Raw genomic sequence first — 13,689 nt, 5'->3', positions numbered from 1 at the left:
TCCAGCTCGCCCTGGATGCCAATCCACAACGCGCTTTTAAACTTGCTAGCGAGCATGGAAGCCCGCTGACGATTACCGTAACCTGCAGACCTGCATAGTCGAAAAGGGTCTGTAAGCTGCTGATGAAAACGCCAAAACGACTCGAGCCGCTGGTCGAGGATGGGCTGATCGACGAAGTGCTGCGGCCGCTGATGAGCGGCAAGGAAGCAGCGGTCTATGTGGTGCGCTGCGGTGATGAGCTGCGTTGCGCGAAGGTATACAAGGAAGCCAATAACCGCAGTTTCCGTCAGGCCGTGAAGTATCAGGAAGGCCGCAAGGTCCGTAGCAGCCGAGATGCCAGGGCCATGGCCAAGGGCTCCAAGCACGGGCGTAAGGAAAAGGAAGAGAACTGGCAGAACGCCGAAGTGGCCGCCTTGTTCCGACTGGCGGACGCCGGTGTCCGCGTCCCCAAGCCTTACGACTTCCTCGACGGCGTGCTGCTGATGGAGATGATTTCAGGCGAGGACGGCGATGCCGCACCTCGTCTCAATGACGTCGACTTGCATCCTGACGATGCGCGCGAATTTCACGCGTTCATGATTGGCGAAGTGGTGAAGATGCTCTGTGCCGGTCTGGTGCATGGCGATCTGTCCGAATTCAATGTGCTGCTCGACGAACACGGTCCGGTCATCATCGACCTGCCGCAGGCGGTGGACGCGGCAGGCAACAACCATGCGTTCGAAATGCTTGAACGGGATGTTGGCAACATGTCGGCCTACTTCGGGCAGTTTGCGCCGGAGCTAAAATTCACCCGTTACGCCAAGGAGATGTGGGCGCTCTACGAAGACGGCAAGCTGACACCGGATTCCGAGCTGACCGGGGAATTCGCCGAGCCGGAAGACGCGGCGGATCTGGATGCCGTGATGCGGGAGATCAAGGCGACCCTGGCCGATCAGGCGCGCAAGGAAGCCCTGCGCAACGCAACGGACGAACCCAGCGACGAGCCGCCCACGCCGCCCTGGATGCGTAACTGACTCTGAGCCCCGAAAGGGCTCGCTCGTTGTCGTGCCACGCTTGCGTATGGGACGGGCTGCTGCACAGGACGGCTGCTTCGCTCGGCGAAATTTCGCGTTTCCGCTCTGGTCCGGGAGTTCGCCTATGCTCAAGTGAACGGCCACTGATCCGTCTGCGGCAATGCACAGCAGCTCGCCGGCCGCCGATGGGCGTATCATGGCCGGCGTTCCAATTTCGAGCGGGAGAGTCGTGATGCAAGGTAAGCCACAGGTCGTTGAATACCTGAAAGAACTGTTGCGTGGAGAGCTGGCCGCGCGCGATCAGTATTTCCTGCATTCTCGGATGTATGCCGACTGGGGCTTCAGCAAACTCTACGAGCGCATCAACCACGAGATGGAAGAAGAAACCCAGCACGCCGATGCGCTGCTCAAACGCATCCTGTTCCTCGAAGGAACGCCTGATATGACGCCGGAGACGATGCATCCAGGCCACACTGTGCCGGAGATGCTACGCGCCGATCTGGCATTGGAGTACAAAGTGCGCGAAGCGCTGGCCAAGGGCATCGAGCTGGCTGAACAGCATGGCGACTACCCTACGCGCGACATCCTCGCGGCGCAGCTGATGGATACCGAAGAAGATCATGCCTACTGGCTTGAGCAGCAGCTCGGGCTGATCGATCGGATCGGCCTGCAGAACTATTTGCAGTCGCAGGCTTAGAACGGCCGCTCACCGTTCAGCAGCATCCTCCCGATTCCAGATCCTCGAGGATCGGGCAATCCGGGCGGTCGTCACCGTGGCAATGCTCGATCAGCTGTTGCAGCGTATCGCGCAGGCCCACCAGTTCGGCAATCTTCTGGTTCAGCGCGTCGATATGCGCGCCGGCCAAGGCCTTTACATCGGCACTGGCGCGCTGACGGTCCTGCCATAACGTCAACAGCTTGCCCACTTCCTCCAGGGAAAACCCAAGATCGCGCGAGCGCTTGATGAATGCGAGGCGGTGCAGGTCTTCCTGACCGTAATAGCGATAGCCGTTGGCGCTCCGTCCCGCAGGACTGATCAGGTCGATGGATTCGTAATAGCGAATCATCTTCGCTGAGAGTCCGGTCTTCTTTGCGGCTTGGCCAATGTTCATGATGATATCCCCAGGCGTGTCAGGGTTGTGCTGGAAAGGCGTCGCTGCGCCGGAACGCATACTGCGGGCCTGGTGGTGAGCCAGTGGCCAAGCACAGCGTCATCGTTCTATTCTTCGGGCTTCCAACGCTTGAGCAGCAGCGCATTGCTGACCACGCTGACGCTGGACAACGCCATCGCAGCCCCGGCGACCACCGGGCTGAGAAAGCCCAAGGCCGCCAGCGGGATGCCCACCAGGTTGTAGATAAAGGCCCAGAAGAGGTTCTGCTGGATCTTGCGATAGGTGCGACGGCTGATCTCCAGCGCCGCCGGTACCAGCCGGGGATCACCGCGCATCAGGGTAATGCCCGCGGCGTGCATGGCCACATCGGTGCCGCCGCCCATAGCGATGCCCACATCGGCGGCTGCCAGTGCCGGCGCATCATTGATACCGTCGCCAACCATGGCCACCACCGCGCCGCCTTGTTTCAGCTCGGAAACCGTAGCGGCTTTATCTGCCGGTAATACCTCGGCGTGCACACTGTCGATGTGCAATGCGTCGGCCACCACCCGCGCGCTGCCGCGGTTGTCCCCGGTGATCAGATGGCTGCGGATATGCCGCGCGTTGAGGCTGGCGATGGCCTCGGCTGCTCCCGCTTTGAGGCTGTCACCAAAGGCGAACAGACCGAGTATCTGCGGCTGCGGGGCCGTCTCGATCAGCCAGGACAGTGTACGTCCTTCGGCTTCCCAGGCCTCGGCCTGGGTAGCCAGCTCGCCTGGTTGCAGACCGCTGTCGTCCAGCAGCCGTCGGTTGCCCAACGCCAGTGATCGCCCGTCGAGCTTGCCAGCGATGCCACGACCGGTTAGCGACTGGCTCCTGTCCACGTCAGCGATGGTCAAACCCTGTTCCGCACAGCGGTCGAGCACCGCCTGTGCCAGCGGATGTTCGCTGCCGCGTTGCAGCGCACCCGCTTGTTGCAGCAGGGCGGCCTCGTTGCCATCTATTGCGTGCAGATGAACGATGCGCGGCTTGCCGGATGTCAGGGTGCCGGTCTTGTCGAAGGCCACGGCACTAACCGCATGTGCGACCTCTAATGCCTCGGCGTCCTTGATCAGAATGCCGTGGCGTGCCGCCACACCCGTGCCCGCCATGATCGCCGCCGGGGTGGCCAGGCCAAGGGCGCAGGGGCAGGCGATTACCAGGACGGCAACGGCGTTGATCAGCGCGACCTCCGCCGGCGCGCCAGCGAGTATCCAGCCGATCAGCGTGAATAGGGCAATGACCAGCACCGCCGGGACGAACACCTGGCTGACCTTGTCCACCAGCTTCTGGATCGGCGCCTTTGCCGCCTGGGCATCCTCGACCAGGCGAATGATGCGCGCCAGCACCGTCTCGCCGCCTAATGCAGTGGTGCGGACCAGCAATCGGCCTTCGCCGTTGATCGCCCCGCCGGTAATCCGATCGCCGGGCACCTTGGCCACGGGCAGACTTTCGCCGCTGATCAGCGCCTCGTCGGCCTGGCTCTCGCCTTCTACCACCTCGCCATCGACAGGGAAGCGTTCCCCGGGCTTGACCAGCACCAGATCGTCCAGCCGCAGCGCGGCGATGGCGACGTTCTCCTCGCGGCCATCAACGACGCGCACCGCGCGATCCGGACGCAACGCTTCTAGAGCGCGGATGGCGGCGCTGGTCTGACGTTTGGCGCGGCTCTCCAGGTATTTGCCCAGCAAGACCAGGGCGATGACCACCGCCGAGGCCTCGAAATACAGGTGCGGCATCTGCCCGGCCGACGCCGCCCACCATTGATAGAGGCTCAGACCGTAGCCGGCGCTGGTGCCGATGGCGACCAGCAGATCCATGTTGCCGGCACCGGCGCGTACGGCCTTCCAGCCAGCGATATAAAAACGCGCACCGAGAATGAACTGCACCGGGGTGGCGAGCGCGAACTGCACCCAGGGTGGCAGCATCCAGTGCAGACCCAGCAGGTCGCCAAACATTGGAATTACCAGCGGTGCAGCCAGTGCCAAGGCAATGATTACGGCCCAGCGCTCTTGGCGTAGGCGGCTTTCGCTGCGGTCCGCACCGGGTGGGATATCGGCGCTCGCCTGTGCCTGATAGCCGGCCGCTTCGACGGCCTGGATCAGGACCGCGGCATCGACAGCGCCAAGTACCTCGACCCGTGCGCGTTCGTTCGCAAGGTTTACCGACGCACTGCGCACGCCTGGGACCTTAAGCAGGGCGCGTTCAACGCGGCCGACGCAGCTGGCGCAGGTCATGCCCTCGATGGTCAGTTCCAAGGTCTGCACCGGCACGCCATAGCCGGCCCTTTCCACCGCCTGCACCAGTCCGGCGAGATCGGCGTCCTTGGCTTCCACTCGCACCTGCTCGGCGGCGAGGTTCACTGCGGCGGTAGCAACGCCTGGCACTTTCAGTAGAGCGCGCTCGACCCGTCCGGCACAGCTGGCGCAGGTCATGCCTGCGATCGGCAAGGTGTAGGTTGCGCTGGTCATTTTTCGCTCCCGGGGGTGATCTGATGCATCGATGGTCAACCTTCACCTAATGGCAAGGTCAAGTCGAGGGTCGGGGTGTCGCAGGCAAGTGTTTGACCTTCCCGGTATGGCAAGGTTGAGCATGCTGATCTCGTCAATAAGCGAAAGGAGCATCCGATGCAGACGTTCAATGTGAGAGGCATGACCTGCGCACACTGCCAGCGCGCAGTGGCCCAGGCGATCCAGTCCCGTGATGCCGCTGCCAAGGTCGACGTCGATCTTGAGGCGGGCATCGTGCGAGTGGATGGAAAACTGGAGGAAGCCAGCATCCGTGAGGCAATCGAGGAAGAAGGCTATGAGGTTCAATGACGGACGGAACGGGCGGCAGCAGGAGGCTGCCGCGTCTGTGTCAGTGAGCGGCGAAACTGTCCCAGTCTCTGACCAGGCCACGGAACACGGGGTCGATCAGGGCGGCGCAGTCCCTTTCCGGATCGAACAAGGTCGGGTCACGGGTCCAGTCGCTGAACAACCCGACGATCAGTGCGTGCAGGGTACGAGCGGCCAGGCGTGGTGAGATGCCCGGGTACAGACTGTCGGCGGCGCGCTCGAGCAGCTTTTCACAAAGGTCGATGAACATATTGATGAACGCATGATGGCGCTCTTCGGCTTCGCGTAGCTCCTCAGTGAACTCGCAGCGGTGCAGCAGAATGGTCATTACGCGGCGCTTCTGTTCATCACGGCCCAGCGCGCTGATCCCTTCGATGCAGAGGTCGCGCAAGGTCCGCAAGGGCTGCTGCTGGGTGCAGCTGCAAAGTCGTTCGGTCATCTGCTCCGGCGGTAGCCGTACCTGATTGAGCATCTCGTGAAACAGGTGAGCCTTGTTTTGAAAGTGCCAATAGACGGCGCCGCGGGTCACCCCGGCATCACGGGCGATCTGATCGAGGCTGGTGTGCGCCACACCCTTGTCCAGAAACAACCGCTCGGCTGATGCGAGCAGAGCAATACGGGTCTTTTCGGCGTCTTCTTTGGTTCTTCGCATGTCTGAGCTACGGCAGCATCGGGCTGCGTTGGGGCCCTTGAAGGGCGGATGATGCGGAGTTGTCCTTCAGACTCTGCAACTTTGGCTGTTTACAATCGTCTTTGTATGTAACAGCATCTCACCATCTCTGTAAATGTTCGATATCAGCCACGACCCGGTCGTGCGCTGGCGAGACGCTTTTTCTTCCTGCGAGTTGCCAATGCCTCTTCCTATTCTGCTCATTCTGGGCGCGCTTAGCGCCTTTGGCCCGTTGGCCATCGATTTCTATCTGCCCGCATTCCCAGCGATGGCGCGGGCTTTCGCCACTGACGTGGAGCATGTTCAGCTGTCGCTGGCGGCGTACTTCATCGGCCTGGCCATTGGTCAGCTGATTTATGGACCTCTGGCGGATCGGTATGGCCGTCGCTGGCCACTGTTGGTTGGTGTCGCATTGTTCACCCTGGCCTCGCTCGCCTGTGCTTTCGCGCCCTCGTTGGACTGGCTGATAGCGGCCCGTTTCGTCCAGGCGCTGGGCGGCTGTGCGGGCATTGTGGTAACACGTGCCGTGGTGCGTGACAGCTGCGATCCGGTACAGAGCGCCAAGGTCTTTTCGCAGCTGATGCTGGTGATGGGGCTGGCGCCGATCCTTGCGCCGTTGGCAGGTGGGGTTTTGATGAATGCCTTTGGCTGGCAGGCGATCTTCGTTTCGCTGACGCTCTTCAGTGCACTCTGCGGTGTTGCGGTCGCGCTGCGGCTGCCGGAAACGCTGCCAGCCGATGCCCCGAAGCATCCGTTGCGCGGCACCTTCGGCCGTTATATCGCCCTGTTCGGCGACCGCGAGTTCATCGCTTTCGCGCTCGCCGGGGGCGTCGCGATGGCGGGTATGTTCGCCTATATCGCCGGTTCGCCGTTCGTCTTCATCGAACTGTACGGCGTTCCGGCTGAGCACTACGGCTGGCTGTTCGGCAGCAACGCCGCGGGTTTCATCCTCGTCTCACAGATCAACGCTCGGCTGTTGCGTCTGCGGGGGCCGGGCTTATGGCTGCGGCGTTTCGTCTGGTTCTACTTCGCTTGTGGGGTGGCACTGCTCGCCGTCGCATTGAGCAGACCGGATGTGCTCTGGCCGCTGCTGATTCCGTTATTCGCGGGCATGGCGAGCCTCGGCAGTATCCTGCCGAACGCCACGGCCTGCGCCATGGCGAAGCAGGGCCAGCAGGCCGGATTGGCGTCGGCGCTGATGGGTAGCCTGCAATTCTGCATCGCCGCCGTTTCGTCGGCTGCGGTCGGTTGGCTGCACAACGGCACGGCCGTACCGATGGCGCTGGTGATCACGGTGTGCGCACTACTGGCGGCGTGTCTGGCCTGGTACACAGGGCAAATCGCCGCTGCGTCGCGCAGTCAGGATGCCGCCTCGTCCTGAGGCGGCACTCGCTGAGTGGTCAGAATCCCTCGAGGACAATCTTCCCCTTGGCCTTGCCGCTTTCGATGAAGGCATGGGCGCGGCGCAGATTCTGTGCGTTGATCGTCCCGTAATGCTCGCCCAGAGTGGTTTTGAGCACGCCGCTGTCGATCAGCTCGGCGACGCGGTTGAGCAGTTCGTGTTGCGCGATCATGTCCGGCGTCTGGTACAGCGAACGGGTGTACATGAACTCCCAGTGCAGCGACAGGCTCTTGCGCTTGAGCAGGCTGATGTCGAGGCTCGCCGGATCGTCGATCAACGCCAGACGGCCCTGAGGCTGCAAGGCCTCGACGATTTGCGGCAGATGCAGGTCGGTGTGGGTCAGGCTGGCCACATGGGTGACGCCAGCGATGCCCAGGCGTTGCAGTTCGGCGGCGAGCGGCTGGCTGTGATCGATCACTTCGTGGGCGCCGAGCTCACGCACCCAGGCCTGGGTATCGCCGCGTGAGGCGCTGCCGATCACCTGGAGTCCGGTCAGCTGCCGTGCCAGTTGGGTGAGGATGGAGCCTACGCCACCGGCCGCGCCGACAATCAGCAGGCGCTGATCGCGATTTTCCTTCCCTTCGCTGATCTGCAGGCGTTCGAACAGCAATTCCCAGGCAGTGATCGAGGTCAGCGGCAGCGCCGCAGCGGCGGCGAAATCGAGACGGGCCGGCTTGCGGCCAACGATGCGTTCGTCCACCAGGTGCAGCTCGCTGTTCGCGCCGGGGCGGTCCAACGCGCCGGCGTAGAACACCTCGTCGCCGGGCTGGAACAGGCTGACATCGCTGCCAACCGCACGCACCACACCCGCCACGTCCCAGCCGAGTACCTGATGCTGGCCCTGGTCCGGCTGCACGCGCATACGGATTTTGGTATCGACCGGGTTCACCGAGATGGCGCGCACCTCGACCAGCAGGTCGCGGGGGCCGGGTGTCGGCTCGGGTAGGTCGATATCGAGCAGTGAGCGTGGATCATCAATGGGTAGCGATTGCTGGTAGCCGATGGCTTTCATGGCAGTTCCTCAAGTTGGAAGGGGATACGTGCCATGTTCGGCTTTCGCGCCGGGAAGAAAAACAGCATATTCTGCAGAGGCTCTTTCAACGGAATATTGAAAATGCTGCGCAGTAATGACTTGCAAGTGTTCGTATTGACCGCTGAGTTGGGGAGCCTTTCTGCTGCCGCTCGCCAGTTGGAATTGTCACCCGCCGTTGCAAGCGCGGCTCTCAAACGGCTTGAGGCTGAGCTGGGTTGCCGTTTGCTGGTGCGCTCGACTCGCAGCCTGAGGCTGACGGGCGAAGGCGAGCTGTATCTGCCTCATGCGCGCTCGGCCTTGCAGAGTCTGGTAGAAGGTCAGCAACTGCTGGCCGGGGGAAAAGCGGTCATCAGCGGCACGCTGCAGTTATCGGCGCCGTCGGACTTCGGGCGCAATGTGCTTTTGCCCTGGATGGACGAATTCCAGTTGCGCCATCCGCTGCTGACGCTTCGATTGTTGTTGGCTGATCGCAATGCGGATCTGTTTCGACAGCCGGTCGATATCGCGCTGCGCTACGGCCAACCGGAGGATTCCAGTCTAGTGGCGCTGCCCGTGGCGGCCGCTAATCGACGAGTGCTCTGCGCCGCGCCGAGCTATCTCGCGAACCATGGATCGCCGCGCTCGCTGGCTGCACTCTCCGACCATAATTGCCTGCGCTTCATGCTGGCGGGGCGGGCGCATGAGCGCTGGTGCTTTTACGACGGTCGGCATGAGCTGGAGCAGGTCGTGAGCGGTGATCGAGTCAGTGACGACGCCGATGTGGTGCGACGCTGGGCGTTGGCGGGGCAGGGGCTGGTGTACAAGTCCTGGTTGGACGTTGCCCAGGATGTGCAGGCGGGGCGTTTGGTTGTGCTGTTGCCGGAATTGCTGGGCGAGCCGGCGCCGCTGAATCTGATCTGCGCCCACCGCGCGCATCTGGGCGAAATGGTGCGGTTGCTGCGTGAGCATCTGGTCGAACGGTGCCAGGTGCTGCTTGAGCAAGCACCGTTCACCAGTTGATGCAGGTCGCGCCTGGCTACCCGCTGTTGACTACTTGGCCAGGCGGGCGTCCAGGCTGTTCTGCGCCAGGCGCCGCGCCTGGCTCTCGGTCATGCCCAGGCTATCGTGCAGGGCCATGAAATTCTCGGTGACGTAACCGCCGAAATAGGCCGGGTCGTCCGAATTCACCGTGACTTTCACGCCCTGTTCCAGGAGATTCAGGATGTTGTGCTGGCTCATGTCGTCGAACACGCAGAGCTTGGTGTTCGATAGCGGGCACACCGTGAGCGGAATCTGCTCGTCGATTAGCCGTGCAATCAGCTTCGGATCCTCGGCGGCACGCACGCCATGGTCGATGCGGCTGACCTTGAGCAGGTCCAGTGCCTGCCAGATATAGTCGGGTGGGCCTTCCTCGCCGGCGTGTGCAACCGCGAGAAAACCTTCGGCGCGCGCCTTGGCGAAGACCCGCTCGAATTTGCTGGGTGGATGCCCCATTTCCGAGCTGTCGAGGCCGACCGCGAAGAAGGCATCGCGAAACGGCATCGCCTGTTCCAGCGTCTTGAAGGCCTCTTCCTCGGGCAGGTGACGCAGAAAACTCAGGATCAGACCGCTGCTGATGCCCAATATCTCGCGCCCATCGGCGAGGGCGCCGCTGATGCCGCTCATGGCGACTTCGAACGGAATGCCGCGATCGGTGTGCGTCTGCGGATCGAAGAAAGGCTCGGTGTGCACCACGTTCTGCTCTTCGCACTTCTGCAGGTAGGCCCAGGTCAGGTCGTAGAAATCCTGTTCGGTGCGCAACACGTCGGCGCCGGCATAGTAGAGGTCGAGGAACTCTTGCAGGTTGCCAAAGTTGTAGGCGCTGCGTAGCGCCTCGACGTCGTTCCAGGGGAGGGCGATCTTGTTGCGTTCGGCCAGGCGGAACAGCAGTTCAGGTTCCAGCGAGCCTTCCAGGTGAAGGTGCAATTCGGCTTTGGGCAAGGCATTGAGCCAGTCGTACATGGTCGGGTTCTCGTCATCTGGTTTGCGAGGCATTCTAGTCATGAGTGCCTGCAACCGATATGCCGGTGTGCGGCCTGCTTCGATAGTTGAGCAGGGCAAGATTGCCGGGGCATGGCGGCAAGATGAATAAGCGATGACATTGGCGGAATTTTGATCAGTATCGCCAAGCGCAGCAACCATCAGGGCTCGGCGGGTTATTACCAGGGTTATCCACAGACTTCTCCACCTCTTTCGGGCATAACTATCGAACCGTTTCGCCATGATTGATAGCAAAACGATTGCGCGGTCGAAAAAGTCAAAAAAAGCTTGATATTCATGCGCTTGAGAGTTGCGTCTCAGGCGATAAGGCAGCTTTGTTCAATAAGTGAGCAAGTTTCCGTAAGCCGCGCCGTTTCGGTGATGCAGCCACTCATCAAAAGGTTATCCACAGCGCGCTCCACAAGAAATGTGGGCAATAAACGCGGCGTTGTCAGCATTCAGCATCCGACAGACGGCTCCGTCCGCGGCTGATATCGGCGAGCAGTTGCTGCAGCCCATCGCGTTGTGCACTCGGTAGTGCGAGGACCAGCTCAGCGCCTTGGGCATCGAAGGTTTCGCTTTCGATCAGTGCCTCGTGATCGCCCAGGCGGGCTTTGAGCAGCGCCAGTTCAGCAAAGCGGCAATGGCAGCGGCAGCGAACCCTCACCACCAACGCCAATCGCTCGCCTGCTTGCAGGCATTTCGCCGCGGAGCCGCCATAGGCGCGTGCCAGCCCGCCGGTGCCGAGCTGAATCCCGCCGAACCAGCGCGTCACCACGACGACTACCTGATCGCAGCCCTGGCCTTCGATGGCCGTCAGCATGGGCCTGCCGGCCGTGCCGCCGGGTTCGCCATCGTCACTGAAACGGTACTGATTGCCGATTTTCCAGGCCCAGCAATTGTGCGTGGCGGTGCTGTCGCTGACTGTCTGGATGAACGCCTGCGCGTCCTCCGGTTGAGCGATCGGGGCAGCCCTGGCAAGGAAGCGACTCTTGCGAATCACTTCCTGGTAGTCGCAGGGCATGGCGAGGGTAAAAGGCATAGGCGCTAGGACAGCAGCAAAAGCGTGCATTGTAACGGGTCACCCGGCCCGGTGTGCCGCTCCCGATACCGCCCAGCCACTGACGTGAACTTCCGCGGATGATGCGACACACAACTGTATGCGTCTGACTGTCGGTTCGAGACCAGACGCGACGGATTTCGTGGCTCGGTAGCGTGCGTCAGGCCCATCCGCCCGGTCAAGTGGCCAACCTTCTATCAGCGGAGGCGGCCGCAGATGGTCGGCGTTGCGCATTCCTGCTAACGAAAAAAGATCGGATACCAGAGGCGATCAAGGCCTGCGTTATCTGCCACTTACGGGAGGATCATTTCATGCTCAATTCCACCTACCAATCCTGCATCCAGGCCTGCTCCAATTGCGCCGTTGCCTGCGAGATATGCGCCGCATCCTGTCTGCGCGAGGACGACGTGAAGATGATGGCGCGCTGCATCCAGCTGGACCGCGACTGTGCCGATCTCTGCGCGCTCGCCGCGGTGCTGATGACCCGTGACAGCGGCCTGGCCAAGGAAATGTGCCGCATCTGCGCACAAGCCTGTCGTGAGTGCGCCGAGGAGTGCGGCAAACATCAGATGGATCATTGCCAGGCCTGCGCCGAGGCGTGTCGCAAGTGCGCTGGTGAATGTGAAAAGATGGCCGCCTGATCGAAACCACGCTGTACCGTGGGGCCGTGCAGCTATGGCTGCCGGCCCTTTTATTTCAGGCTAGCCAGTCAAGTGTCAGGATCAGCCTGCGCTCCCCGGATCCAACCTGCGGTGAACGGTGAATGATTCCGGCGCCCTCGTTACCCTGCCATTTCTCGCCTTTGAACAATGCGACCTCACCCGCCTGCAGTCGCTCGATGTCCCCTATGTCGGCGGGCTCGGCGCTCGGTTCGCCCAAGCGCTGGCGGAGCATGGCCTCTTCGCGGAGCCACTCGCTGCCGATCCCCGCATAGGTCGTGATCAGACGTAGCGGTACGTGATCCACGTGAAAACGCGGACACATCGCCTTATCCAGCACGCGTAGGCGCAGCCCGACGCGGCGTGCATCTATCAGGCAGGCGAACGCGCTCGTCAGCCAGGCGACATCGGCGACAAACCCGGCGTGTCCGGCGATGTCCCGATAGGCCTCCGCCAGGGGAAGAGTCTGCAGGTTGTCTGCATCGGGTTCGAGCGTCAGTGATTCGGCCAGTGGCTGGCCCTGCGCCAACAGGGCCTGGGCGAAGTCGGCGATGGGCTGCGGCAACGGGCGCTGCCACACCGCCAGGTTGACGCCATCGCGCAACGCGTCGCCCAGCACCGCAGGCGTGCTGCCGAACACTTGCTGCGGGTACGGCCGGGCGAGAGAGGGCGCTAGCATCAGGCGACTTCCTGCTGCCACGGGCCGAACGGATCCGGCATGCGCATCCAGCGCTCCGGGCCGAGGTTCCATTCGAGTTCGCTTAGCAGGCACCCATCGAGCTCGGCGCGCAGCCGGTCGAAGTCGATGTTCTGGCCTATGAAGACCAGTTCCTGGCGGCAGTCCCCGCTGTCCTCGTCCCATTTCAGGCGAATGGCGGCGCGCGCATCATTGTCGGTGGGCCACTGCGCTTCTGGTGTGAAGCGCCACCAGCGTCCGGCATATTCGTAACGCATCAGCCCGCCAGCCTGAGACCAGGCACCGGCGTCCTGCGGACGACTGGCCAGCCAGAAGTAGCCCTTGGAGCGCAGCAGGCGGCCATTGGTCCATTCGCGATTGAGGAAGTCGTGAAACCGCTGCGGATGGAAGGGCCGCCGCGCGAGGTAGGCGGTCGACGCGATGCCGTACTCCTCGGTTTCCGGCACGTGCTCGCCGCGCATTTCCTTGAGCCAGCCGGGAGCAAGGGCGGCACGCTCGAAGTCGAAACGGCCGGTATCGAGGATGTGCGCCAGCGGTACGCGGCCCATGCTCATCGGCAGAATCTCGGCGTGGGTATTGAGACGACTGAGGATCGCCGTCAGCTCTGCGCGCTCGGCGCTGGATATCAGGTCGATCTTGCTGATGAGGATGACGTCGGCGAATTCGACCTGTTCGATCAGCAGGTCGGTAATCGAACGTTCGTCCTCTTCGCCGAGGGTTTCGCCACGGCTTGCCAGGCTCTCGGCTGCATGAAAGTCCTGTAGGAAATTCACGCCGTCGACTACCGTCACCATGGTGTCCAACCGCGCCAGATCCGCGAGACTCTGTCCCTCGTCGTCCCGGAAGGTGAAGGTTTCAGCCACCGGCAAGGGTTCGGATATGCCGGTGGACTCGATCAGCAGATAGTCGAAACGGCCTTCGCGAGCCAGCTTGCCGACTTCCTCGAGCAGGTCTTCGCGCAACGTGCAGCAGATGCAGCCGTTGCTCATCTCCACGAGTTTTTCCTCGGCGCGGTTGAGGCTGACGTCGCGCTGGACCTCGCTGCCGTCAATGTTGATTTCGCTCATGTCATTGACGATGACCGCCACCCGGCGGCCTTCGCGATTCTTCAGGATGTGGTTGAGCAGGGTGCTCTTGCCGGCACCCAGAAAGCCGGACAGCACGGTGACAGGGAGGCGATTCATGGTGAC

The 13,689-nt window shown here is 62.3% G+C and carries 14 protein-coding genes; 6 read left to right on the top strand and 8 right to left on the bottom strand.

What is annotated here, in order from left to right:
* The first annotated feature begins 122 nt into the window (after positions 1 to 122).
* Both MCB86_RS11650 and bfr read left to right on the top strand, forming a co-directional pair.
* Positions 123 to 1,013 (top strand): PA4780 family RIO1-like protein kinase, encoded by an 891-nt coding sequence (locus MCB86_RS11650; protein ID WP_045160786.1) that lies wholly within the window; start codon positions 123 to 125, stop codon positions 1,011 to 1,013.
* A 232-nt stretch (positions 1,014 to 1,245) separates the two neighbouring features.
* A complete protein-coding gene (bfr, locus tag MCB86_RS11645; protein ID WP_045160787.1) occupies positions 1,246 to 1,710 on the top strand; it encodes a bacterioferritin in 465 nt (154 codons plus the stop codon).
* A gap of 16 nt (positions 1,711 to 1,726) precedes the next feature.
* Here bfr and cueR read toward each other — a convergent pair whose 3' ends face one another.
* Positions 1,727 to 2,125: a Cu(I)-responsive transcriptional regulator gene (gene cueR, locus MCB86_RS11640; protein ID WP_045160788.1), complete on the bottom strand. Its 399-nt coding sequence runs from the start codon at positions 2,123 to 2,125 to the stop codon at positions 1,727 to 1,729.
* 107 nt (positions 2,126 to 2,232) lie between these two features.
* Positions 2,233 to 4,614 carry a heavy metal translocating P-type ATPase gene (locus MCB86_RS11635; protein ID WP_239611034.1) on the bottom strand — a complete coding sequence of 794 codons (2,382 nt, stop codon included), beginning with the start codon at positions 4,612 to 4,614 and terminating at the stop codon, positions 2,233 to 2,235.
* 156 nt (positions 4,615 to 4,770) lie between these two features.
* On the opposite strand from MCB86_RS11635, the gene MCB86_RS11630 reads away from it, so the two are divergent.
* Entirely contained in the window at positions 4,771 to 4,962 is a 192-nt protein-coding gene (locus MCB86_RS11630; RefSeq protein WP_045160790.1) for a cation transporter, read from the top strand.
* A 40-nt stretch (positions 4,963 to 5,002) separates the two neighbouring features.
* Here the strand turns inward: MCB86_RS11630 and MCB86_RS11625 are convergent, their stop codons facing one another.
* The gene (locus MCB86_RS11625; protein ID WP_045160791.1) at positions 5,003 to 5,632 is read right to left on the bottom strand and encodes a TetR family transcriptional regulator; all 630 of its coding nucleotides are present in this window, start codon (positions 5,630 to 5,632) and stop codon (positions 5,003 to 5,005) included.
* Between the two features lie 199 nt (positions 5,633 to 5,831).
* Between MCB86_RS11625 and MCB86_RS11620 the strand changes: the two genes are divergently transcribed.
* The gene (locus MCB86_RS11620) at positions 5,832 to 7,031 is read left to right on the top strand and encodes a Bcr/CflA family multidrug efflux MFS transporter (RefSeq protein WP_045160792.1); all 1,200 of its coding nucleotides are present in this window, start codon (positions 5,832 to 5,834) and stop codon (positions 7,029 to 7,031) included.
* Positions 7,032 to 7,050: 19 nt separating this feature from the next.
* Here the strand turns inward: MCB86_RS11620 and MCB86_RS11615 are convergent, their stop codons facing one another.
* Positions 7,051 to 8,064 carry a zinc-binding alcohol dehydrogenase family protein gene (locus tag MCB86_RS11615; protein WP_045160793.1) on the bottom strand — a complete coding sequence of 338 codons (1,014 nt, stop codon included), beginning with the start codon at positions 8,062 to 8,064 and terminating at the stop codon, positions 7,051 to 7,053.
* A gap of 102 nt (positions 8,065 to 8,166) precedes the next feature.
* On the opposite strand from MCB86_RS11615, the gene MCB86_RS11610 reads away from it, so the two are divergent.
* Entirely contained in the window at positions 8,167 to 9,084 is a 918-nt protein-coding gene (locus tag MCB86_RS11610; RefSeq protein ID WP_045160794.1) for a LysR family transcriptional regulator, read from the top strand.
* 30 nt (positions 9,085 to 9,114) lie between these two features.
* Here the strand turns inward: MCB86_RS11610 and MCB86_RS11605 are convergent, their stop codons facing one another.
* Both MCB86_RS11605 and MCB86_RS11600 read right to left on the bottom strand, forming a co-directional pair.
* Positions 9,115 to 10,065 (bottom strand): adenosine deaminase, encoded by a 951-nt coding sequence (locus tag MCB86_RS11605; protein WP_045160795.1) that lies wholly within the window; start codon positions 10,063 to 10,065, stop codon positions 9,115 to 9,117.
* Between the two features lie 469 nt (positions 10,066 to 10,534).
* Positions 10,535 to 11,125: a YigZ family protein gene (locus tag MCB86_RS11600; protein ID WP_045160796.1), complete on the bottom strand. Its 591-nt coding sequence runs from the start codon at positions 11,123 to 11,125 to the stop codon at positions 10,535 to 10,537.
* A 329-nt stretch (positions 11,126 to 11,454) separates the two neighbouring features.
* Between MCB86_RS11600 and MCB86_RS11595 the strand changes: the two genes are divergently transcribed.
* Positions 11,455 to 11,784, top strand: coding sequence for a four-helix bundle copper-binding protein (locus tag MCB86_RS11595; protein WP_239611032.1), 330 nt, complete (start codon positions 11,455 to 11,457; stop codon positions 11,782 to 11,784).
* A 55-nt stretch (positions 11,785 to 11,839) separates the two neighbouring features.
* Here MCB86_RS11595 and MCB86_RS11590 read toward each other — a convergent pair whose 3' ends face one another.
* Together MCB86_RS11590 and zigA are read right to left on the bottom strand one after the other, a co-directional pair.
* Positions 11,840 to 12,481 carry a DUF1826 domain-containing protein gene (locus tag MCB86_RS11590; RefSeq protein ID WP_239611030.1) on the bottom strand — a complete coding sequence of 214 codons (642 nt, stop codon included), beginning with the start codon at positions 12,479 to 12,481 and terminating at the stop codon, positions 11,840 to 11,842.
* The gene (gene zigA / locus MCB86_RS11585) at positions 12,481 to 13,683 is read right to left on the bottom strand and encodes a zinc metallochaperone GTPase ZigA (protein ID WP_045160799.1); all 1,203 of its coding nucleotides are present in this window, start codon (positions 13,681 to 13,683) and stop codon (positions 12,481 to 12,483) included. The genes MCB86_RS11590 and zigA overlap by 1 nt, the downstream gene beginning before the upstream one ends.
* Positions 13,684 to 13,689: the final 6 nt, after the last annotated feature.

Source organism: Pseudomonas sp. KSR10 (assembly GCF_022355455.1).
Taxonomy (GTDB): Bacteria; Pseudomonadota; Gammaproteobacteria; order Pseudomonadales; family Pseudomonadaceae; genus Stutzerimonas; species Stutzerimonas stutzeri_E.
The sequence above is the reverse complement of the archived record's forward strand: the minus strand, read 5'-3'. Positions and strand labels throughout refer to the sequence as shown.